Here is a 22,853-nt window from a genome sequence, read left to right on the forward strand (position 1 = left end):
CAACTTCGCACGAAATCAGTTGATGAGTGGTTAGTTTTAACTAACCGCCATCAACTTTTTTAGTCTGAAATCATGACTAATCCGATATGCTGGCACCCACTCAACTTTTCGCGAGCAATCCAAATATAGATTGACGGCCTAAAAATCATATGGTAGTCTTCAATATAGTTCAAAAGTATTTGAACTATTAAACTTAATTTGGAGGCTTATCGTGAAAAAACATCACTCAACTTGGATTCTCGCACTCACATCACTGGGATTTTTTATGTCCATGATGGATTCAATGATTGTAACCACCGCGTCGACAGCTATTAGAAATGATTTTAATATCTCCGTCAGCCAGCTCCAGTGGGCCTTGAACGCTTATAATGTGACTATTGCAGCTGTCCTTCTTTTTGGCGTTGCACTTGGGGATAAAATTGGCCATCGAAAGATTTATAACATTGGCATTCTTATCTTTGTCATTGGATCAATTGCTTGTGCTCTATCCAGCAATATCACTATGTTAATTATTGCCAGAATTATTGAAGGCGCCGGTGCCTCCGTGATGACACCCATGTCAATGGCAATCCTGACTTCTGCATTAGCACCTCAAGAACGTGGCAAAGCTTTAGGCATTTGGAGTGGAATTGGTGGCTTCGCTTTAATTGTTGGACCAGCTCTTGGCGGCATGATCGTCGCTAACTTAACCTGGCAATGGATATTTTGGATCAATGTCCCTATTGGTTTAGTCGGTATTTATTTTTCACAAAAGAAACTGCCAGAAACGATTGTACAAGGCACTCAATTAAACATCATCGACTCAATCCTCATCATCCTAGCTTCGTCAGGATTAATTTGGGCACTTTCCGAAAGTAGATCCCAAAACATTTCAAGCTCAACCATGATTATTGGCATCATCAGTGGCTTGTTAGCAATTGTTTTTCTCCTTCGGCAACTTAAAGAAGTCCATCCTATGGTGCCACTTAACCTTTTCAAACGATCCCCATTTAGCGGTGGTAATATTTCAACATTCTTATTGTATGCCTCAATGTATGGGGTCGTCTTTTTTCTTCCCCAGTACTTCCAAATCGTTAATCACTCAAACGCTCTTAGCGCTGGCTTGAAGATGCTGCCATGGACGGGAACATTGGTGTTGATTGCACCATTTGCTGGCAAGGCCGTAGACCAGTTTGGCGAACGGCTAATCGGCACCATTGGATTGACAATGCAAGGAATTGGCTACTTATGGATTGCCATAATTAGCAGCCCTAGCACCTCTTATTTAAATATTGTGGTGCCATTAGCAATTGCTGGAACTGGGTTATCCTTGGCAGGACCCGCTCTCCAAAAAGCCGTTGTTGGTGCGGTTGAGCAAAAATTTATTAGTCAATCTTCAGGAATTTACAATATGTTTCGTTTATTTGGCGGGGCAATTGGCGTAACTGTTTCAGTCATTATTTTCTATGCTTATGGGAGCGCAACCGCCGCCGACGTATTTTCAGTCGGTTTTAATGCCGCAATGATTGGTGCGGCCGTCATCTCGCTACTAGGAATTATCCCCGCGCTTTGTTTAAAAACAACTGGGTTGATTGTCCCCCGCCGTAAATAATTCTTGCAATTTTTCTCACCAAGTTTTATACTCATTCCAATAATTAAAGTCGAGTTACATCAAGTAGTTCCTTATCTGGGTGTCAGGAAGTTGGCGGCTGCTGCGAGCCAATCAGGGTAAGGGAGACGAAATACCGTAATTCCCGACAATGGTCAATAACTAGAATCCATTATCTTCTAGTGAGCGGTGTATTTGTTGAATACACAAGTTGGGTGGTACCACGGTTAAAAATCGTCCCTATTGCATTAATTAATGCGATAGGGACGATTTTTTGTCTACTTATGAGAGGAGCGACTAACCATGACACAAAGAACAACTAATGGGGGCCTTAGTCGGTATTGGTTAACCATTTTCTACCCTTATTGTGAAATGAATTTGGATTTGACACAACGGTGATGAAAAAAGAATTGACGTTCGCCAATCCCTAACAAAGGACAGCTACGCCAGACAGGAATCTGCGCATCAATCCCTCGGAAAAAATTTTGAAATTGAAAATTTTTTCTCGCAGTGACTGACATGCCAATCCCTAATCGCCTGGCTTCGCTCACTAAAAAAGAGGTTATCATTATGAAAAATAGCAAAATCAGTCTAAGAGAATCAGCCATTGTTTTAATTGTTGCGTTAGCCATCATGGGAACCGGCGTGATTGCCTTACATTTGTCTCCACAAGTACCAGTTTTACTCGCAATTACCGTCGTTATTTTTTGGGCCAAATTGACCGGGTTTGACTGGAACGCCATTAACGCCGGTATTAAAGATGGCATTGATAAAGGAATTATTCCAATTGTCATTTTTATTTTAATTGGGGCCATGATCAGTACCTGGATCGCTGCTGGAACCATTCCAACCCTAATGGTCATCGGCTTTAAAGCCATCAGTGCCCAATGGTTCTTGCCAACTGTCTTTCTCGTTTGTTCACTTGTGGGGGCAGCCGTTGGCAGTTGTTTTACAGTAGTTTCAACAGTGGGCATCGCCTTTTTTGGCATCGGCGTGACAATGAACTTTAACCCAGCATTAGTTGCCGGTGCTATCGTTGCCGGCGGCGTCTTCGGTGATAAATCATCCCCACTTTCCGAAACAAATAATTTAGCTGCCGCCGTTGTCGATACTGATTTATTTGATCACATGAAAACTATCCTCTGGTCAACAATCCCTGCCGCAGTCATTTCAACCATTGCGTTTGCTGCTTTGGGATTAGGCCACAACCATGCTGATATGGCTAAAATCAACACAACCGTTGCGGCTCTGAGCAGTGACTTTCACATTTCAATTATTTCATTAATTCCAATTATCCTTGTCTTTGTTTGTGCCGCCTTTAAAATGGCCGCCATTCCAACAATGCTGCTCAACATTTTTGTTTCCGCTGCAATGATGTTTCTCAATAATCCCGGTTTAAACATCACCAAAGCCAGCAACATTATTACCAACGGCTTCGTTGCCAAAACGTCAAATAGCGAAGTTAATTTACTCTTATCACGAGGTGGCATCGTTAGCATGATGCCCACGGTAGCTTTGATCGTGCTAACCCTCTCATTGGGCGGCCTGTTAGTCCATTTTGGCCTCATTGGCGCAATTATGACCCCGTTAGCCTCACATCTTAACAGCCCGGCTAAATTAGTAACTGCCGCTTTAGGCGCTTGCATTGGCGTTAATATTTTTGTTGGTGAGCAGTTCCTCTCGATCATTTTACCCGGTCGAGCATTTAAGAAAACTTTTAATAACGGCGGCCTAGCCAGCAGAGCCCTTGGGCGGGTCTTAGAAGATGGCGGCACCGTGCTTAATTACCTAGTTCCTTGGGGCGTTGGCGGTGTCTTCATTGCCAATACGTTGGGCGTCCCAACAATTCAATACTTGCCGTTCGTCTTCTTTAGCCTCTTATGCCCAGTTTTATCATTGCTTAGCGGCTTTACCGGCATTGGCCTGAAAAAGACGACCGTCTCTGAAACGATTACAAAAAATGGCAAGGTTGTTCCCGCTCAAAACTAATTACAGTGGAATCATGATAAAAACGTTTGAAACGTCATCATTGTTTCAAACGTTTTTTATGTTGTAATCAGGTGATGACTGTTTCTTGGAGAATCACTTGATGTCGTTACTCACAATTGGCCTAAGCAATCCGTCACAGCCATCATGTGAAAAGTTACCCCGATTATTAATAACAAAAAAGCCATCCCATTTAGGGATAGCTCTAAGTATTACGATTAGTCAGCAGCAACGAATGGCATCAAGCCCATAATCCGTGCTCGCTTAATTGCAATAGTTAATTTACGTTGGTTCTTAGCGCTGGTTCCGGTAACTCGGCGAGGTAAAATCTTGCCACGTTCTGAAACAAAGCGTTCCAACAAGTTGATATCTTTATAGTCGATGTATTCGATGTGGTTAGCAGCGATAAAATCAACTTTGCGACGACGACGGCCGCCACGTCTTTGATATGCCATAGTATTTCCTCCTCAAAGTTTCTTATTCACCAATTCGTTAGAATGGTAAATCATCGTCGGAAATGTCAATTGAATCCCCTGAATTAGCGAATGGGTCACCGGGATTGCCACTATTGTTAGCATTATTCCCGTTATTGCTACTCCCATTATTGGGTTGATTCGTTGAACCGTTATCAAACGGATTGGCATTTCCATTGTTTTGTTGAGGAGCATTGCCATTTTGCTGATTACCTGAGTTATTCCGTGCACCACGGGGTTCAAGCAACGCAAAATTATCTACCACGACCTCAGTCACATAAACTCGTTGACCCTGTTGGTTTTCGTAATTTCTGGTCTGGATGCGGCCATCAATTCCAACAAGCGAGCCTTTATGGGTGAAGTTGGCAAAATTTTCAGCGGACTTACGCCAGATTACGCAGTTAATGAAGTCAGCCTCACGTTCTCCCTGCTGATTGGTGAATGACCGATCAACAGCTAAGGAGAACGAACCGACAGCGATTCCGCTTTGAGTGTATCGTAAATCAACATCGCGGGTTAGGCGACCCGTTAAAACTGCACGATTAAGCATGCTGAAGTGCTCCTCTCATATTAGAATGATTAAATTAGTCGTCACGAACAACGATCATATGACGCAAAATATCGCCATTGATCTTGGAAAGACGATCAAATTCGTTCAAAGCGGCATCTGAATCAGTTGTTAAAGTAATAACGTGGTAAGTTCCTTCGTTATAACCACCAATTTCATATGCGAATCGACGCTTTGACCAGTCTTTTGAATCAATAATCTTAGCACCATTATCAGTGATAATCTTGTCGAATCGCTCGATCAATTCTGATTTAGCTGATTCCTCGATATCTGGTCGAATGATGTAAGTAATTTCGTATTTCTTTTCTTCCATGATTGCACCTCCTTGTGGACTTATGGCCCTCTTCCCGAGAGCAAGGAGAGTTTCTGTTTTTACCCAGATACTCACAGTGTAAAACTATAACATGTAACCTTAAAAATATCAATACGCCTAATGATTGATTTACGATACATTAATTATATACGCAAATCAAAGCCGTTATCATTTTATTTCAGCAAATACCAAAACAGCGAGCAGTCATACGACCACTCGCTGTTCCTATTGTATAAATCAGGGGTTGGAAACGTAGGGGACATTTCCAAATTGTGCCCCAACCACTAAGTGCTCTCTAGCTTGAAATTCCATTGAAAATTAGAATGAACGACCATCATTCTTTAGAGAGCATCAATGGAATGCAGCACACAGATCAATTAGTACCTAATATCCAATAAGTGGGTCTTCTTAACATCGTCAATCGTCTTGGTGCCAGCTAGCTGCATAATAATCTGCAGTTCTTCTCCCAAGTGTTCAAAGACTGATTGAACCCCTTGAGCGCCTCCCAATGCCAAACCGTAAACTGCAGGTCGGCCGATTCCGACTAAATCAGCACCGGAAGCTAGTGCCTTAAAGACATCTGAACCACGACGAACACCAGAATCAAAGATAACGGGTACTTGGCCATTAACAGCCTTGGCAACACTTTCCAATACGTCAAATGAAGCTGGGCCACCGTTTAATTGACGACCACCATGATTAGAAACGTAAACACCAGCAGCACCAGCGCCAATTGCATAAAGGGCATCTTCTGGCGACTCAATTCCTTTAACAATAACTGGTAAATCGGTGTAGCTGGCGATCCGTTCAACATCTTTTGGCCCAATCTTTTGAGCGGCGGCAGCATAGATTTCGGCAATCCCTTTACCCTTGCCATTACCTTCACTGAATTTCAATAAGTTAGCCATCGGGATTGGGAATTGGAAGTGATTGATAATATCAGCTTCTCGATAGCCATCAACCGTTGCGTCAACGGTCAAAATAATCCCTTTAGCACCAGCCTTCTTAGCTTCATCCAGCAAGGCCTCATTAAACGTCCAATCCTTACTCATATAAAGTTGGAAAAGTTGCGGCGCACCGTTGCCAGCAGCGGCCGTATCCGCGATCGATGTTGATGAATAGGTACTTTGAGCCATTAGGCCGCCAACTGCCGCGACACCTCGAGCGGTATCTTTTTCGCCTTCAGCGTGAGCGAGTCCCTGCGCAGCGGTTGGTGCCATCATAATCGGCGTTTTTAGCGGAATGCCAAAGACGTTAGTAGCCAACTCCGGCTTTTCAATATTACTTAAAGCCTTGGGAACAATTTGTTTATGGGTAAATGCTTTTCGGTTTGCCTGCAGCGTCCACTCATCTTCTGAGCCGCCGACTATGTAACCAAATCCACCAGTCGGGATAATTTGTTTTGCTTGCTCTTCAAGCGAAGGCAAATTTAAAATATCTAATTTCTTTTCGTTTTCATTTTGCTTGTATCCATTAACTACAGCCATCGCTGACGCCTCCATCAATCAGTCTATTCATTACTATCGCAAGTGTAACACTTACATTTAGTAAGTCAAAGAATTGCATCTTTTATTTTTTGCGATCATTTATCTAGTTATGATTTCTATGATTGACGAAAACGCTCATTTTGATTAATAGCTAACAGCGTGACAAATTTTTTAACTGTGTTAGGTAATCATTTGCTCGTATTTTGCAGTTTTAATAGAAAGTAACGGCTACAATTAGCAACGCCCAAGCCGCCAACCAAAATCCCTAATAGTGTCAAGATCCCGGTCAATCGAATCAAAGCAATTACAATCAGCAAAATGAAAATCAATAGCCAAATTCCTTGATACACATCACCTACGATCGTCACTTTTGTTAGGAGCACAATACTTATGACAGCGATTCCAAGGACAACATTGACGGCGATGGCTTCCCACATCCCGGGCTTGCCAAATGTACTGTTTCCTAAAATTTGATATTCCGAAATCACGACCACCACGCAAATACTGAGAATCATATTTAACCCATACGACATAATTTGACGGCGCATTTCTTTTCCCCCTTCAATGACCATTGTTCAATCAATTACGCCTTTAGGACAGCGGACCAATTGCTGTCCTAAAGCGGATGAGTCACTAACCGTTGGTAAACTTTAGTAGTTAACCAATAGATGATTAAATAACAAGCTACTAATAGCACAATCGTTACCAAGCTAACGATCATTAACAAACTCAACCGATACATTGAAAAGATCGTTAACACACTGCGAATGGCTGGAAATGCAAACCCCAAATGAACGACCGCACCAACAATTGGCAACATAAATACCAAGAGTACCTGGCTATGGATGGCCTTTTTACTCTCCAATTGACTGAGGCCCACTTGCTGCATTGTTTTAAACCGTTCAGCGTCAGCGATGCCTTCAGAGACTTGTTTGTAATAAATAATGAGGGCTGTGGCAAAACTCATTGTGAAACTGATTAGAATCCCAACAAATAAAAAGCCACCGAAAAGCGATTTAAATAGGGATTGTTGACTCACCTTGGCAGAAAATTCATCGTTTCGTAAATGCTGCTTTTGTTGTAAAGCCAACGCAAACCGCTTTTGATTCTTTTTTGAACCCTGGAGATTAAAGCCACGGATATATAACCAAGGGGTTGGGTTAATCGCTTTTGCCACCCGCTGATTTGCTGTCACGATAAAGACAGGTTTAAAAATTGAATGCTCATAACTGACCGCCATTTTGAAATTTGGGATGACCTTTACAGGATACTTGTGTTTGCCAATGATGAGTTGCTTGTTATGGTAATGATTATCCGGGGTGTACATAAGCAATTGATTGCCGACTAACTTCTGGTGGGTACCTTGAATTCGGTTATATGACTCAATGCTCATCGTGCTTAATTGATGAGATGTCTTAGCCGACTCGTTTCTCTGAAATCGATTGGCTGTTAAAATACCCGCAGTCGGCGTCGTCATACGATAATGCTGATCGGCTCCCAGTTCCACGTGATACTGTTTCGCTATCTGCTGAGTTTGCATGATCATCCGCGCTGTCGCCGGCCGATTCGTCATTGTAATCACATCATAGGGGTTCCAAAGTTGAACTAAGTTTTGCTCCCCCACAAATAAGCTGGTGGTTGCAATAACCGTTACTAAGATTGTCGTACATAACAAACAAATAGAAGCCAAGCCGGCCCCATTTTGTTTCATCCGGTATAACATGCCAGAAATTGAAATAAAATGGTTTGGCTGATAATAAAAATGCGGCTTTGATTTTAAAAACTTCAATAAACTGATACTGCCGGCGATAAAAACTAAGTAGGTGCCCAACACCACAAAAATGACGGCAATCATAAACCTGACAATTGAGCCCGCATTTGGTTTAGTCGTCACGGCGATTAAGTAGCCAGCCCCGAGTGATAAAAGACCAATTAAGCCAACGATCCAACGATTTTGAGGCTCTCGTTCACCAGTACCAGCCGCTCGCCAGAGATCCGCGGGTCTCACTTGGCGTAATCGAAGAAAATCGTAAATTAAAATTGCTAAGAAGATCCCGCCGAAAAGGATTGTAACCGTGATTGAAGCAGTTAGAGAAAAACTTTCTTTCAAACGATAATCGGCAAGTAGTCGTTGCAAGACTAAAAAAGCAAGTTGAATGAAGGTGGTTCCTAAAATCAACCCAATTACTAAACTAACAATGTACAAACCAGCATTTTCAATTAACAAAATCAGCCGCAAATCAGTTTTGGTTAGGCCTAGCATATTGTAGAGGCCTAACTCCTGATTTCGTTGCTTGATTAAAAAGCTATTAACGTAGAACATAAAAATAATCGCAATCATCACGACAAATACCAAACCAATTCCGATCACGTTAATGATAATGTCACCATTTGTCGTGTTTTTTAATGTCCGGTTCCCCAATAAATTCCAAAAAATATAGTTGATTGCAATCAATACTGAGCTGGCTAAAATGAAAAGCCCGTTTTCTCTTAAATGATGGGTGAGACTATGACTCGCCAATTTCCAATGAATCATCATTGCACCTCCTCACTTGCCAAAGCAGTGAGAGTTTCAGTAATTTTTGTGAGGTAATCCCGCTTACTTTGATCACCTCTAATAAGCTCATGGTAAATAACGCCATCCTTAATAAATAATGTTCGTTTCGAATAGCTGGCAGACACCGCACTGTGGGTAACCATCAAGATAGTTTGTCCTTGTTCGTTGACTTGATCAAACAACCTTAATAAGCTAGCCGCATTATGTGAATCCAATGCACCAGTTGGTTCATCAGCTAATAATAACCGTGGCTGTGTGATTAAAGCACGGGCAGCAGCAATTCGCTGTCGTTGACCCCCGGAAATTTCATAAGGATAACGCGCCAAAATGTTTGTAATCTCTAATTGTTTCGCTAACGGCATCAACCGCTGCTTCATTTCTTGAGGCGTTTTTCGGGCCAATACCAATGGCAGAAAAATATTATCTTGATTATTAAAGGTATTGAGCAAATTAAAATTTTGAAAGACAAACCCGAGTTGTTCCCGGCGAAATTTAGCAGCCTTTTGCTCCGTTAGTTCATTTAGATCCTGATCATCAAGTTTAATGATCCCACTGCTAGCTTTATCCAAAGTAGCGATAATATTAAGCAGGGTCGTTTTGCCAGCGCCAGATTCACCCATGATGGCAACGTAGTCCCCCTGCTTAACTGTTAAAGAAATGTCCTTTAGCGCAATAACTTCTTGGCTGTCTTCTTTAAAGATTCGCCGAATATGTTCCAATGTTAATAATGGCATGATGTGACTCTCCTTTGTTTGATTTAAGGCCAGTATAAAAGGCTGCCAACGTTCATACCAGTTACGGTAAAGTCAGCAACCTTACAATTTGTTATTTTAATTAATTCTGCTAAGTAACCTTGTTCATTATCATCGTCAGCAAACGCCAACGCTAAAGCCTATCGTTAGGAACGATTAGCCTCTAAACAACCACAATACCCCTAACTTTTACAACATTTGCTGGTTACTTAACTTTACGCCCATCAAATCTCACATGGTCTTTTTGAAAAGTCAGGGTCACCGTTGTTCCGATGTTTCTCGTGGAACAAATCGTTAATTTTTCGCCAAGCAGCTTGGCAACCTTGTGAGCCATATATAATCCCATCCCAGTCGCTGCCTGCTGTCTTCGACCATTTTCACCGGTAAACCCCGGCTCAAACACTCGGGGTAAGTCACTAGCAGAAATGCCAATGCCATGATCTGTAATGGCTAATTGGTTTTCTTGCCACGAGATATCAATGCTGGCCGCTTCGGTTGAATATTTTAAAGCATTAAAAATCACTTGCTCTAAAATAAAGCTTAACCATTTTTTATCCGTCAGAACTTGGACTTTCCCTAATGTCAATTGAGGGGACAACCGCTTATTAATAAAGAAAATCGCATCGTCTTTAATAATGGGCATTATGAGCGCTTCAACTGACTGCCACGTGAAATCCAAATCATGATGAAAATCTGCCAACCGTTCATAATTTAATAAGAGCGTCATTTGGTTAGTAATCAAGTGAATTTGCTGCTGGATGTCATCACTTTTAACAGAATCGTTATTTTCCGCTAATAACTGCAAGGCGGTTAGTGGCAATTTGATTTCGTGACTCCAAAGCATCAGATAATCCTGTTTTTTTGCCATTCGCTGATCCAAGGATCGTTGTCGGCGGACTTGTTGTTGTTTAATGTCAACCAATGCCTGCCAGTACGGTTGTAGCCTTGGGTTATGCGGTTTTATCGGTAATTTATCTTGTTCGATGGACTGCTGCAAATTTTTAATGTCCAAGTATTGAGTGATAAGCCGATACCCAATGATCACAACTAATGGAATCCAAGTGAACCGCAACAAATCGACTACAACTGATTGAGGAACCTGATATAGCTCGCAAAGCCCCCAGACCATCAATAACATCCCAATATATAGCAGGATAACGGTTATTTGTGATTTAATAAGTTGTTTTAACCAATCTTTAGAGTTCATCGGCAGCCACCAGTCGATAACCATGTCCACGCTCAGTTACCAAGCGATTTCGCAAATTTACTTGTGCCAATTTGTCCCGCAGTCGGCTCATATTAACGGTCAACACGCTTTCTTCGATAAATAAACCGCCTTGCCAAATAGTTTGCATTAACTGCTTCTTTGTCACTAATTTACCAGCATTTAGAAATAATAATTTTAAAATTGTTCCCTCCGTGGGGGTTAATTTAACACTTACATCACCATGCTTTAATTCATTAGTCAAAATCGTTAACTGATAGTCTTCAAAAGTCAACGTTTCCATCGGTTTAGCAGCTTGCTTTGTTCGCCGGATAACGGCTTGAATTTTTGAAACTAACACGTTTAGCGAAAATGGTTTGACGATATAGTCATCCGCGCCAGCCGCAATCGCCCGAACAGCATTTGGATCCATTTCGGCGGCCGAAATAAAAATGATAGGGACTTTCGATAGTTGTCTTAACTGATTGGTCCAATAAAACCCATCAAACGTTGGTAACGTGATATCCATCAACACAATATCCGGGTTAAAGTTTTGAATTTCGTCAATCACATGATCCCAACTAGTCACGGTTTGAGCGATATACTGCCATTTATGAAATTCCTGAAGCATAGCGGCCGTAATTGTTGGGTCATCTTCAACAATAAAAATGCGATCCATTGTTTAACCCCCTTTAAAGGCTTAAATAGCAAGTTAATCATACCATTTTTGCCCAAGAAAAAAACTGGTCATCCAGTTGGATTCCCAGTTTAACGGCTTAGTCACTATCTTCTTAATCATTAATCACCATCTTGATGATCATCGGCTTCAGTTGACTGATCAGAATCGGTTGGTTGATCAGTTGCGTGGTGATCGTCATCTTCATCCGATTGTTTTTCAACTTTAGCCATGGTTGCGACTTTGGCACCATCATCCATACGAATTAAGTGAACACCTAAAGTAGCTCGACCAGTTTGCGATACATCTTCAACGCTAAATCGAATCATGACGCCCTTATCGGTAATTAGCATGATATCTTCTTCGCCAGTAACCGTGGTTAAACCAGCAAGTGGTCCATTTTTTTCAGTAACGTTAGCAGTCTTAATTCCTTTACCGCCACGACCTTTGATTGGATACTCGCTAGCCGCTGTCCGTTTACCATAGCCATTTTCAGAAATAATAAATACTTCACTATCTGGCTTTAACGTGTCAGCCCCAACAACATAGTCTAGATCTCGTAGACGAATTCCCCGAACTCCCGTTGCTGATCGGCCCATTGACCGCACATCTGCCGCGTTAAAGCTAACGGCATAGCCTTTGTGCGTGCCAATAATAATGTTTTGGTTTGGATCCACAATTAAAACGTTGATAACTTGATCATCATCTTTTAAATGAATTGCCTTAAGACCATTGCTACGAATATTAGCAAATTCAGCTACTGGCGTTCGTTTAACGGTTCCGTGTAAAGTCACAAAGAAGAGATCTTTTTCGATATCGCGGTGTTTATCTGAAACGTTGATGACCGCTTCAATCTTTTCTCCATTACTGATATTCAGCAAGTTGATGATTGGAATTCCTTTTGCCGAACGACCATATTCAGGGATTTCATACCCCTTCATTCGATAAACTTTGCCTGCGTCGGTAAAGAATAGGAGAACGTCGTGAGTTGATGTTGAAACTAAATGTTCCACAAAGTCATCGTTATGAACACCCATTCCCTGAACACCACGACCACCACGGTTTTGTGCCTTAAATTCGGTCGTTGGCAGTCGTTTAATGTAACCATTATGGGTAAGTGAAATAATGACATCTTCTTCTTCAATTAAGTCTTCATCTTCAAGACTTAACACTTCACCAACCAATAGCTCCGTTCGCCGCGGATCACCAAATTTATGTTGAATTTCAAGTAATTCTTCATAAATGATTTGGTTAACCCGCTCACGGCTGGCTAAAATCGCCTTGTAATCTTCAATATCTTTCATTAATTGGGCATATTCTTTTTCAATCTTGTCACGTTCCAACCCGGTTAAGCGAACTAAGCGCATATCAAGAATTGCCTGAGCTTGTTTATCATCCAAGCCAAAGCCCTCAATTAATTGATTTTTAGCCACTTCACCAGTTTGCGAACCCCGAATAATCTTAATGATTTCATCAATGTGATCTAATGCAATTCTTAAGCCTTCAAGAATATGAGCCCTAGCCTGGGCTTTCTTTAATTCATACTGGGTCCGGCGTTTGATGACCTCAACTTGGTGTTCCAGATAATAGTTCAAGATTTCTTTCAAGCTGAGAATCTTTGGCGTTCCTTTAACGATCGCCAGCATGTTAAAACTAAATGATGTCTGCATCAAAGTTAATTTGTACAAATTATTCAAAATAACTTCAGCGCTGGCATCCCGACGAACGTCGATCACGACCCGCATCCCTTCACGGTCGGATTCATCATTGATATCGGTAATGCCTTCAATTCGTTTATCCCGGGCAAGTTCCGCAATTCTTTCGATTAACTTAGCCTTGTTAACCATATATGGCAATTCGGTGGCAATAATTCGCTGTTTGCCATCTGGCTTACCTTCAATTTCAACTTTGGCGCGGACAATAATCGTCCCCTTGCCAGTTTCATAAGCCTTTCTAATGCCAGATTTGCCCATTACCACACCACCAGTTGGGAAGTCTGGCCCCGGTAATACTTCCATCAAATCAGCCGTCGTCGCTTGAGGATTGCTCATCAATACGTGAATGGCACTGATTACTTCGGACAAGTTGTGAGGTGGAATATTTGTCGCCATTCCAACGGCAATTCCTGAAGCCCCATTAACTAGTAAGTTGGGAAACCGGGATGGCAGCACACTAGGCTCACGTTCAGTACCATCATAGTTAGGTTGAAAGTCAATCGTATCTTTATTAATATCGCGAAGCATTTCCATCGCAATTTTACTCAAACGAGCTTCTGTATACCGCATTGCCGCAGCGCCATCGCCATCGACAGAACCGAAGTTACCATGACCATCAACGAGCATATAGCGATAACTGAATGGTTGCGCCATTCGAACCATTGATTCATAAACCGCCGTGTCACCGTGGGGATGATACTTTCCCAAAACATCCCCAACGATTCTGGCCGATTTTTTATAAGGCTTATCTGGGGTAACCCCCAGTTCATGCATATCGTACAAGATTCGTCGATGAACTGGTTTTAATCCATCACGAACATCAGGTAACGCCCGTGCAACAATGACACTCATTGCATAGTCGAGAAACGATGTTCGCATTTTTTTAGATAAATCAACATTGGTAATTCGACCGGCAATATCACCACTGTTGTTATTTTCGTTGGCCAAACTGTTTACCTCCATTCATATCAAGGGAAGAAGCTGATGTTTCATGTGAAACATCAGCGAACGTTTTTTGTGGAACACCTATTCATATTTTTTAATTGCCTGGATCGACGACCTTTTTCGTCTAGAAAACACTTAACCGAAAACACCCGTTGCTAAACAGAAACTGATACGCCGGTTTCTAATTGCCCAGCGCCGCACTCTCAGACATCCAAATTCTCCACAAACGTTGCGTTATCTTCAATAAACTCACGCCGGGGCTCTACTTTGTCGCCCATTAACATTGAAAAGACACGGTCAGCCTCTGCGGCATCCGACGATTCAACCCTCAGCAAATGCCGATTTTCTGGATTCATCGTTGTGTCCCATAACTGTTCGGCGTCCATTTCACCTAGACCTTTATACCGTTGAATAACCGGTTTAGGCGATGGTTGCAAGGTTCCTAAGAACTGGCTTAAATCTTCATCAGAATCAATATAACGAGACATTTTTCCTTGACGAACTTGGTAAAGCGGTGGTTGGGCAACGTACACGTAGCCGGCATCAATTAGCGGCCGCATATACCGATAAATTAACGTTAACAACAAAGTTTGAATATGCGCACCATCCACGTCGGCATCCGTCATAATAATCAACTTGTGGTAATTAACTTTTGAAAGATCAAAATCTTCACCAAAGCCAGTCCCCATCGCTGTAAACAATGACCGAATTTCTTCATTAGCTAAGATCCGATCCATGCTGGCTTTTTCAACGTTCAAAATTTTACCTCGAATCGGCAAAATGGCTTGAGTTAACCGCGAACGTCCCTGTTTAGCTGAACCGCCGGCAGAATCACCCTCGACAATAAACAATTCTGAAATTCGTGGATCTTTACTGGTATTATCAGCTAATTTACCAGGTAAATTACTGATCTCTAGACCACTTTTTTTACGAGTCACTTCACGTGCCCGTTTAGCAGCTGATCGGGCTTTAGAAGCTAACAGCCCTCGGTCAACAATTTTTCTGGCCATCTTAGGATTTTCCATCAAAAACTTGGCAAAATGATCACTAAAGATTCGATCAGTCACTGTCCGAGCATCCGAGTTTCCTAACTTGGTCTTTGTTTGGCCTTCAAATTGAGGATCTGGGTGTTTAATGCTGACAACGGCGGTCGTTCCTTCACGGACATCTTCTCCTGAAAGATTAGGTTCATTATCTTTCAGTAACTTATTTTTGCGGGCATAATCATTAATCACTCGAGTTAAGGCACGCTTAAAGCCTTCTTCGTGCGTCCCGCCTTCGTACGTATGAATGTTATTGGTAAACGTCATTAATGTATTGTGGTAATCATTGGTGTATTGAATGGCAACCTCTACGGTAATACCATTCATAACCCCTTCCACATAAATTGGTTCATCGAGTAAGGTTTCCTTGCTCTTATCTAAATATTCGACGTAATGCCGAATGCCGCCTTCATACATAAAGTCTTGTTCAGTTGGTTTTTCGGGACGTAAATCCCGAATTACGATTCGCAAACCTTTGTTTAAAAATGCTAATTCACGTAACCTAGCCGTTAACACCTTAATGTCATAAGTGGTGGTTTCTCGAAAAATATCTGGATCGGGGAGAAAATGCACTCTGGTTCCGTGTAAGTCATCAGACACCGTCTTGATAACCTTCATTTTTGTCTTAACATGGCCCCGGGTAAAGTCCATATAATAAACTTTGCCGTCTCGAGTAACCTCAACATCCAGCTCAGACGACAAGGCGTTAACAACGGAAGCACCAACCCCATGGAGGCCACCGGAAACTTTGTAGCCGCCACCGCCGAATTTACCGCCAGCATGAAGAATTGTGAAGACCGTTTCTAAAGCGGGTTTGCCGGTTTTTTGTTGGATATCAACCGGAATGCCTCGACCATCGTCGACAACGGTAATACTATTATCCTTTTCAACAGTCACGGTAATCTTAGTTGCAAATCCCGCTAATGCTTCGTCAATTCCGTTATCAACGATTTCCCAGACAAGATGATGTAAGCCTTGCGAACTAGTTGTTCCAATATACATCCCTGGACGCTTTCTAACAGCTTCAAGCCCTTCCAAAACTTGAATTTGGCTCGCATCATATTCGTGAGCTAATTCTTTTTTTGTCTCTTTCTCATCAGCCATATCCGTTTCTCCTTCACTATTTTTCCAGACTTACATTGCCATTCTCAATTCGAAATATCTTAGGGTTGGTCAATAGTTCCTGTTGGACGCCGCTTAAGCTCGTCGTTGTTAAAAAGGTCTGAACCTTATCTTGAATTGCCGTTAGTAAATGGGTCTGGCGAAAATCATCCAACTCTGACAAAACATCATCCAATAATAAAATTGGATATTCATTGGTTTGTTCTTTCATTAAGTCGATTTCGGCCAACTTAACAGAAAGCGCAGTTGTCCGTTGTTGGCCCTGGGAACCAAACGACTGCACTTCTTTACCATTAATTACAAAATTCAAATCATCCCGATGAGGGCCAATTAACGTAGTTGAGCGGGTAATTTCTTTTTCTTTGATTTGCTTAAATTGGTTAAGCAAATTTTGATAAATCGTTTCTACTGAGGTTAATTGATCATCAGCCACCGCTGTTTTATAGGCAAAGGCTAGCGTTTCTTTTCCCTGAGAAATCTCTGAGTGAATCCTTTGCGCAAACTTCGCCAATTTTTTGATCAACTGCAATCTTTGAAAGATAATTTCAGCGCCATAAGCCGAAAGTTGATCGGATAAGACATCCAAATAAACCCGATCAGATTGCACATGGTGATGTAAATCTCTCAAATAACGATTTCGTTGTTTTAATATCTTTTTATATTGGGTGGAATTATATAGGTATCGATTACTCATCTGGCCAAATTCCATGTCCATAAATTTTCGCCGGACTTGGGGGGCACCTTTGACAATCGAAAGATCCTCAGGCGCAAATAAAATGACATTCAATTGGCCAACATAGCTTGAAAGCCTGGCCTGCTCCAAATGATTTACTTTCGCTCGTTTCCCTTTTGGCCCTAAATCAAGTTCAATTGGAACTGACCCCAGTCGCTTTTGTAAAATTCCTCTAATTTGAGCAGTTTGGCTATTCCAATTGATCAATTCTTTTTCATTATTAGTTCGATGGCTTCTAGTGAGGGCTAAAACATAAATTGCCTCTAATAAATTTGTCTTCCCTTGCGCATTTTCACCAAGAAAGACGTTGATCCCAGCCGAGAAATCGAGTGTTTGATCGATATAATTACGAAAATGATGGAGCTCAATTTTCGTTAACTTCATTCAGATTCCTGCTTTGAGTGAATAAAAAATAAGCCAACGCCTGGCACCTCAACGTGATCGCCATCGTATAATTTTCTGCCACGACGATCATCAGGTTCATCATTGACATTAACGACGTTTTCTTTTAAAAACCATTTGGCTTGGCCGCCGCTACTAATGATGGCTTCTTCTTTTAGCAACTGCCCCAAGGTCATGTATGGTCCAGCAATGAGTATCTCTTTTTTCACAATTTCACCCACCTTTTACAGTTACCATTATACCCCTTATTTTATTAAAAGTACATGTTAACAACGATTCTTGGGCATTCTCAGAACTTTTTGACTTTTTGGATATTTTTATCAAAAATCAGCGAAAGTTGCTAAAAACTACGTATATGAGCTAATAAATCATTCTCGGTCTTTTTTTACTTTTGAACCTGAAGAATATTAGCCAGTCAATGAGTGGATTTCACAAAGTTAATTTTAAACAGAAAAAAACCAGCCTAATAACGCTAAGGCTGGCAACGCTGGTGCTTATTGATAATCGTCAACTAGAACGTCCGAATCGGCGTAATCAACTGAATGAAACTCTCACTGTCTTCAGTTGGGGTTAGCGTAAATGGTCGCAATGCGGACGTAAAATCAAGATTGATCGTTGCTTGACTAAATGACCGTAACGCATCCTTCATATAATCCGGATTAAATGAAATCTCTAATTCATTGCCTTCAACACTTTTAGGAACCATATCTTCTTCAACATTACCAACGTCTGGTGAATTGCCATAGATGGTAACAGCTTTCTTATCAGGGTCAATCGTGATCTTTACCACATTATTCCGGGATTCGTGAGAAAGTAAGGAAGCCCGTTCAATTGCAGCCAATAATTCAGGTGCCTCAAAAGAAACTCGGGTATCGTAAGAATCTGGAATCAGCCGGGTTGTATCCGGATAATTGCCTTCAAGTAAGCGTGAATAAAAGAGCGTATCGCCAATGACAAATAGAGCTTGATTTTCCGTAACCGACAATGAAATTTCTTCCTGCGCGTCTTCAACCATCCGTGATAGTTCCGTTAAACTTTTTCCTGGAATCACAAAATCATAAGCATCATCAATGGACGACTCTAAAGTCACTTTGCGTTGGCTTAATCGATGACTATCTGTTGCGACTGCCAAAATGTTGTTACCGGAAATAACGAAGTGAACACCTGTCAAAATGGGGCGGCTTTCTTGGTTGGAAACGGCTACTACAGTTTGACTAATAATTTGTTTAAACAGGTCTGCTGCCAGTGGAATTGATGTGTTGGTTTGAATTTCAGGCAAATGTGGATAGTTGTTCGCATCTAATCCATTAATTGTAAAAGAAGATTGACCTGAAGTAATCATTGTCTGGAAATTTTCGCCAACCTCAAGCGTAATGGTATCCTGCGGTAATTTCTTAACAATGTCGGTAAAGAAACGAGCGGGCAAAACAATTGATCCTTCTGATTCAACCGCCAATAAGTTATCTGGATTATCTGCTTTAATAGTTGTTTCAATTGAAATATCAGCATCGCTACCTGTCAAGACAATCGCAGATTGGGTAACGACTAGTTTAAGTCCCGTCAAAATTGGAATTGTTGTCTTAGTAGAAATTGCTCTAGAAACGGTGTTGAGTGCTTTTGTAAATGCTGTTCGACCAATTGTAAACTTCATGCTTTAAATCAACCTCCCAAGAAGTGGTGAATAGACTATATTTAATTAATAAAAGAAAAAGTAGTAACAGTAGGCACTGTGGAAATGTTGATAACTTTGTTTAAGTCTGAAGTTATCAACAAAAAAGCTGTGGATAAAACTGTGCATAACTGCTCGGCCTTTTTATTAATTATCCACAGCCGATTATACCATTTTAACTAAGCTCACTTTTGATATCGGCGATTTCTCTGCGTAAATCAGCATCAATTTTGATGATTTCGGCAATTTTATCGCAAGCGTGAATGACGGTTGTGTGATCTTTGCCACCGAATTCTTTACCAATCTTAGGTAAGGAATTGCTGGTCATTTCTCTTGAAAGATACATGGCGATTTGTCTTGGCATCACAATTGACTTCATACGTTTTTTACCTTTTAGGTCGCTAATTGAAACGTGAAAATAGCTGGCGACCTTATTTTGAATATCAACAATCGATAACTCTTGGCTGGTCTTGGTTAACTTAAGCCCCCGTAAGGCTTCGTAAACCAAATCAGTTGTTACCGGCTCGTTTTTGAGCTTGGAATAAGCTTGAACCCGAGACAGTGCCCCTTCTAATTCCCTGACGTTTGAGTCAATTTGGCCGGCAATATAAGCCAGGGTATCGTTTGGAATGGCTAGGTTATCCAGTTTAGCTTTGTTCTTGAGAATGGCAATTCTGGTTTCTAGATCAGGCGGCGTAATGTCAACCGGCAGTCCCCAGGCAAAGCGTGAAACCAGGCGTTCTTGCAGCTTGGGGATTTCTTGGGGAACCCGATCGGACGTCAAAACAATTTGCTTATTATTGTTATACAAAGCGTTAAATGTGTGGAAAAACTCTTCTTGAGTCCCTTCTTTTTGGGCAAAGAACTGAATATCATCGACCATCAAAATGTCTACGTCGCGGTATTCTCGTCGGAATTCTTCAGTACGATTAGTTTGAATTGCGTTAATGAAGTCATTGGTAAAGGCTTCACTGGTGACGTACTTAACGTTAGTTTCTGGATGATCTTCGAGTCGTTTATTGCCAATTGCCTGCATTAAATGCGTTTTGCCTAAGCCGACACCCCCGTAAAAGAACAACGGGTTGTAAAGCTTGCCAGGTTCTTCTGAAACAATTAACGCAGCTGCATGAGCCATTTGATTGCCTTTGCCGATGATAAAGTTATCGAATGTGTAGTTGGGATTGAGATGATTATCTTTACTAAAGGAAAAATCATCACTAACCGCGTTGTCTGAATCTGGATTGGCTGGCTGCTCTGAAGTTGGGTCTTCTTTTTGGATATCAGCGTCGAGAACAAACTTTGGCTCAATGTTGCCTTTGGTAATGATATAGGCATATTCAATGAGGTTCGGTGCCAATTGTTGTTTCCAGTAGTCCAAATGTAATTCAGAAGGTAAAGATAGCGTGAGTGTTGCCCCGTCAAAACTAACAGGTGTAACCGGCTTGATCCAAGTGTCGTATGTAAGGTCAGTCGTATTACTTCGAAATTGTTCACTTAATTTTTGCCATAAAGAATCCTTATCAAGCACTTTGAATTTCCCCCCTCTGATTTGAGTCGTTTACGAAATGCAAATTAATTCTAGCATTCTCCAGAAAAGTTTTCCACAGGCAAAAAAGGCCTGTGTATAATTGTTTCACAGGGAGGGGAAAACGGAATAAGTAACTTGTGGATAAGTGGAAAACAAACAGGGAATTATCCACAATTCACAGGTAGCTGTGGATAACCAAAGCCGATACGAACAAGGATATTTCAAAAAAAGAAAAAGAAATCCACAGCCTGTGGATAACTTTAGAAACAATCTGTGAGTCTGTGGATAAGCCTGTGTAAACTGCCAAAAATAACCAGTGGGATTACCGTAGTTATCCACAGCTTTTGTTCATGAAACAAATTTAAACTTTTTTTGCTTTTTAGAAGAACTGAGAAAAGCCTATTCCATTAATTAGCAATTTATGTTAGTATATTTGGGAAATGCATTTGAACATATAGTGAATGAATGCTTAAACGCGACTTCGAAGCAAAGGAGGATATCATCATGAAGCGAACTTACCAACCAAAGAAGCGTCACCGCGCTCGGGTTCACGGATTCCGTAAACGGATGAGCACCAGCAATGGTCGTAAAGTGCTAGCACGCCGCCGGCAAAAGGGTAGAAAATCATTGTCTGTTTAGACCACTGACCATTCAGTGGTCTTTTTCATATTTTTTTGTAAATTTGTGGAGATGGATCATGCGAAAATCGTATCGAGTAAAAAAAGAGGCAGAGTTTCAAAAAGTATTTGAAACTCATAACTCGGTTGCAAATCGTCAATTTGTTGTCTATTCCTTGGATAAGCCTAACCAACCACATTTTCGCGTCGGCATTTCCGTTGGTAAAAAAATTGGCAATGCTGTACATAGGAATTGGGTGAAACGTCGGATTAGACAAGCGTTACTGGAATTAAAGCCTGATTTGCGACAAGATGTTGACTTTATCGTGATAGCACGCCCATCAACGGATCAGATGTCGAGCAAGAAGATCAAAGCAGGTTTGATTCACGTACTTAAGTTAGCTAAGCTGATCGATTCCAACTATGATAGTGGGGAAAAACGTTGAAAAAGAGAATAAAAAAATTACTGGTATTACTATCATTAGTAAGTTTAACCGTCGTTCTTTCGGCTTGTAGTAATACGCCAATCACTGAGCACAGTACAGGTATCTGGGATGGCTGGGTCGTCCTAAACTTTTCTAGGGCCATTATTTGGTTATCGAAGTTCTTTAGCGATAACTATGGGATGGGAATCATCATCTTTACCATTTTGGTTCGGATTGTGATTTTGCCGCTGATGGTTTATCAGACCAGAAGTATGCGAAAGACCCAAGAAGTTCAACCGCAGTTAAAAGCATTACAAAAAAAGTATTCCTCAAGGGATGCTGAAACGATGCAAAAGCTGCAAGCAGAACAAAAGAAGCTTTATGCCGAAGCAGGAATTAATCCAATTGCTGGCTGCTTGCCATTGATTGTCCAAATGCCAATTTTGTTTGCCCTATATCAAGCAATTTGGCGAACTGATATTTTAAGGAGTGGGACGTTCTTCTGGTTACAGTTAGGACATCCAGATCCATATTTCATTTTGCCGGTTTTAGCGGCGATCTTTACCTTTGTTTCGTCTTGGCTGGCCATGAAAGGACAACCTGAATCCAATTCAATGACGACGATGATGACCATTGGGATGCCGTTTTTTATCCTCATTATGGCGGTTAGCTTACCATCTGCGCTATCGCTTTATTGGGTGGTTACCAACGCCTTTCAAGTGGGCCAAACCTTGGTCATTCAAAATCCTTGGAAGATCAGGCGTGAACGTGAGCAAAAACAAAGAAAAGAACGCCAGCGGCAACGGGCCATTAAAAAAGCCATTAAGAAGGCTAAAAGAAGCAAACGTAAATAATGAATGATTGAATTACCAAAAACCTGTCAAGGCAATTTGCCAAGACAGGTTTTTCTTTTGGGTCTAATTAACCGGTTACATTTGCCGACTAAACGATTAAAATAAAGCTATTAATTTAATTTTTGATAGAAGGGTAGGACGAGGTAATCGAAAGTGACCAATCAATTAGTCGTTTGCTGGCTGTCGACGAGCTAAT

Annotated in this window: 20 protein-coding genes; 5 read left to right on the forward strand and 15 right to left on the reverse strand. The window is 41.3% G+C overall.

From position 1 onward, the window contains the following. Window positions 1–211 precede the first annotated feature (211 nt). Together YK48G_RS06995 and nhaC are read left to right on the forward strand one after the other, a co-directional pair. The gene (locus tag YK48G_RS06995; RefSeq protein ID WP_203629993.1) at window positions 212–1,591 is read left to right on the forward strand and encodes an MFS transporter; all 1,380 of its coding nucleotides are present in this window, start codon (window positions 212–214) and stop codon (window positions 1,589–1,591) included. Between the two features lie 567 nt (window positions 1,592–2,158). Then, window positions 2,159–3,577, forward strand: a complete 1,419-nt coding sequence (nhaC, locus tag YK48G_RS07000) for a Na+/H+ antiporter NhaC (protein WP_203629994.1) — start codon at window positions 2,159–2,161, stop codon at window positions 3,575–3,577. Between the two features lie 215 nt (window positions 3,578–3,792). Here the strand turns inward: nhaC and rpsR are convergent, their stop codons facing one another. The 15 genes from rpsR to dnaA all read right to left on the reverse strand — a co-directional run bounded on the left by rpsR (window position 3,793) and on the right by dnaA (window position 20,761). Then, the gene (gene rpsR, locus YK48G_RS07005; RefSeq protein WP_203629995.1) at window positions 3,793–4,029 is read right to left on the reverse strand and encodes a 30S ribosomal protein S18; all 237 of its coding nucleotides are present in this window, start codon (window positions 4,027–4,029) and stop codon (window positions 3,793–3,795) included. A 37-nt stretch (window positions 4,030–4,066) separates the two neighbouring features. Next, window positions 4,067–4,597 (reverse strand): single-stranded DNA-binding protein, encoded by a 531-nt coding sequence (gene ssb, locus YK48G_RS07010; protein WP_203629996.1) that lies wholly within the window; start codon window positions 4,595–4,597, stop codon window positions 4,067–4,069. A gap of 34 nt (window positions 4,598–4,631) precedes the next feature. Further along, entirely contained in the window at window positions 4,632–4,928 is a 297-nt protein-coding gene (gene rpsF / locus YK48G_RS07015; RefSeq protein WP_203629997.1) for a 30S ribosomal protein S6, read from the reverse strand. Window positions 4,929–5,305: 377 nt separating this feature from the next. Further along, complete coding sequence (locus YK48G_RS07020; RefSeq protein WP_203629998.1) at window positions 5,306–6,415, reverse strand: lactate oxidase; 1,110 nt, start codon at window positions 6,413–6,415, stop codon at window positions 5,306–5,308. Between the two features lie 188 nt (window positions 6,416–6,603). Then, on the reverse strand, window positions 6,604–6,963 hold the full coding sequence (locus YK48G_RS07025) for a hypothetical protein (protein ID WP_203629999.1): 360 nt from the start codon (window positions 6,961–6,963) through the stop codon (window positions 6,604–6,606). 68 nt (window positions 6,964–7,031) lie between these two features. Continuing rightward, window positions 7,032–8,954 (reverse strand): FtsX-like permease family protein, encoded by a 1,923-nt coding sequence (locus YK48G_RS07030; RefSeq protein WP_203630000.1) that lies wholly within the window; start codon window positions 8,952–8,954, stop codon window positions 7,032–7,034. Next, a complete protein-coding gene (locus YK48G_RS07035) occupies window positions 8,951–9,706 on the reverse strand; it encodes an ABC transporter ATP-binding protein (protein WP_203630001.1) in 756 nt (251 codons plus the stop codon). The genes YK48G_RS07030 and YK48G_RS07035 overlap by 4 nt, the downstream gene beginning before the upstream one ends. A gap of 223 nt (window positions 9,707–9,929) precedes the next feature. Beyond that, complete coding sequence (locus YK48G_RS07040) at window positions 9,930–10,931, reverse strand: sensor histidine kinase (RefSeq protein ID WP_203630002.1); 1,002 nt, start codon at window positions 10,929–10,931, stop codon at window positions 9,930–9,932. Further along, entirely contained in the window at window positions 10,921–11,607 is a 687-nt protein-coding gene (locus tag YK48G_RS07045) for a response regulator transcription factor (protein WP_203630003.1), read from the reverse strand. The genes YK48G_RS07040 and YK48G_RS07045 overlap by 11 nt, the downstream gene beginning before the upstream one ends. A 119-nt stretch (window positions 11,608–11,726) precedes the next feature. Continuing rightward, complete coding sequence (gene gyrA, locus YK48G_RS07050) at window positions 11,727–14,282, reverse strand: DNA gyrase subunit A (RefSeq protein ID WP_203630004.1); 2,556 nt, start codon at window positions 14,280–14,282, stop codon at window positions 11,727–11,729. Window positions 14,283–14,467: 185 nt separating this feature from the next. Next, entirely contained in the window at window positions 14,468–16,411 is a 1,944-nt protein-coding gene (gene gyrB / locus YK48G_RS07055) for a DNA topoisomerase (ATP-hydrolyzing) subunit B (RefSeq protein ID WP_203630005.1), read from the reverse strand. A gap of 16 nt (window positions 16,412–16,427) precedes the next feature. Beyond that, window positions 16,428–17,546, reverse strand: coding sequence for a DNA replication/repair protein RecF (gene recF / locus YK48G_RS07060; protein ID WP_203630006.1), 1,119 nt, complete (start codon window positions 17,544–17,546; stop codon window positions 16,428–16,430). Beyond that, the gene (yaaA, locus tag YK48G_RS07065) at window positions 17,543–17,773 is read right to left on the reverse strand and encodes a S4 domain-containing protein YaaA (RefSeq protein ID WP_203630007.1); all 231 of its coding nucleotides are present in this window, start codon (window positions 17,771–17,773) and stop codon (window positions 17,543–17,545) included. The genes recF and yaaA overlap by 4 nt, the downstream gene beginning before the upstream one ends. Window positions 17,774–18,075: 302 nt before the next feature. Further along, complete coding sequence (gene dnaN / locus YK48G_RS07070) at window positions 18,076–19,215, reverse strand: DNA polymerase III subunit beta (protein WP_203630008.1); 1,140 nt, start codon at window positions 19,213–19,215, stop codon at window positions 18,076–18,078. 193 nt (window positions 19,216–19,408) lie between these two features. Next, window positions 19,409–20,761, reverse strand: coding sequence for a chromosomal replication initiator protein DnaA (dnaA, locus tag YK48G_RS07075; RefSeq protein ID WP_203630009.1), 1,353 nt, complete (start codon window positions 20,759–20,761; stop codon window positions 19,409–19,411). A gap of 504 nt (window positions 20,762–21,265) precedes the next feature. Between dnaA and rpmH the strand changes: the two genes are divergently transcribed. The 3 genes from rpmH to yidC are packed head-to-tail and all read left to right on the forward strand — an operon-like array spanning window position 21,266 to window position 22,657. After that, window positions 21,266–21,400 carry a 50S ribosomal protein L34 gene (gene rpmH, locus YK48G_RS07080; RefSeq protein ID WP_087069517.1) on the forward strand — a complete coding sequence of 45 codons (135 nt, stop codon included), beginning with the start codon at window positions 21,266–21,268 and terminating at the stop codon, window positions 21,398–21,400. A gap of 58 nt (window positions 21,401–21,458) precedes the next feature. After that, window positions 21,459–21,824, forward strand: coding sequence for a ribonuclease P protein component (rnpA, locus tag YK48G_RS07085; protein WP_203630010.1), 366 nt, complete (start codon window positions 21,459–21,461; stop codon window positions 21,822–21,824). Continuing rightward, window positions 21,821–22,657 (forward strand): membrane protein insertase YidC, encoded by an 837-nt coding sequence (yidC, locus tag YK48G_RS07090; protein WP_203630011.1) that lies wholly within the window; start codon window positions 21,821–21,823, stop codon window positions 22,655–22,657. The genes rnpA and yidC overlap by 4 nt, the downstream gene beginning before the upstream one ends. The last annotated feature ends 196 nt before the right edge of the window (window positions 22,658–22,853 follow it).

The sequence above is a fragment of the Lentilactobacillus fungorum genome (assembly GCF_016860605.1).
GTDB classification, from domain to species: Bacteria; Bacillota; Bacilli; order Lactobacillales; family Lactobacillaceae; genus Lentilactobacillus; species Lentilactobacillus fungorum.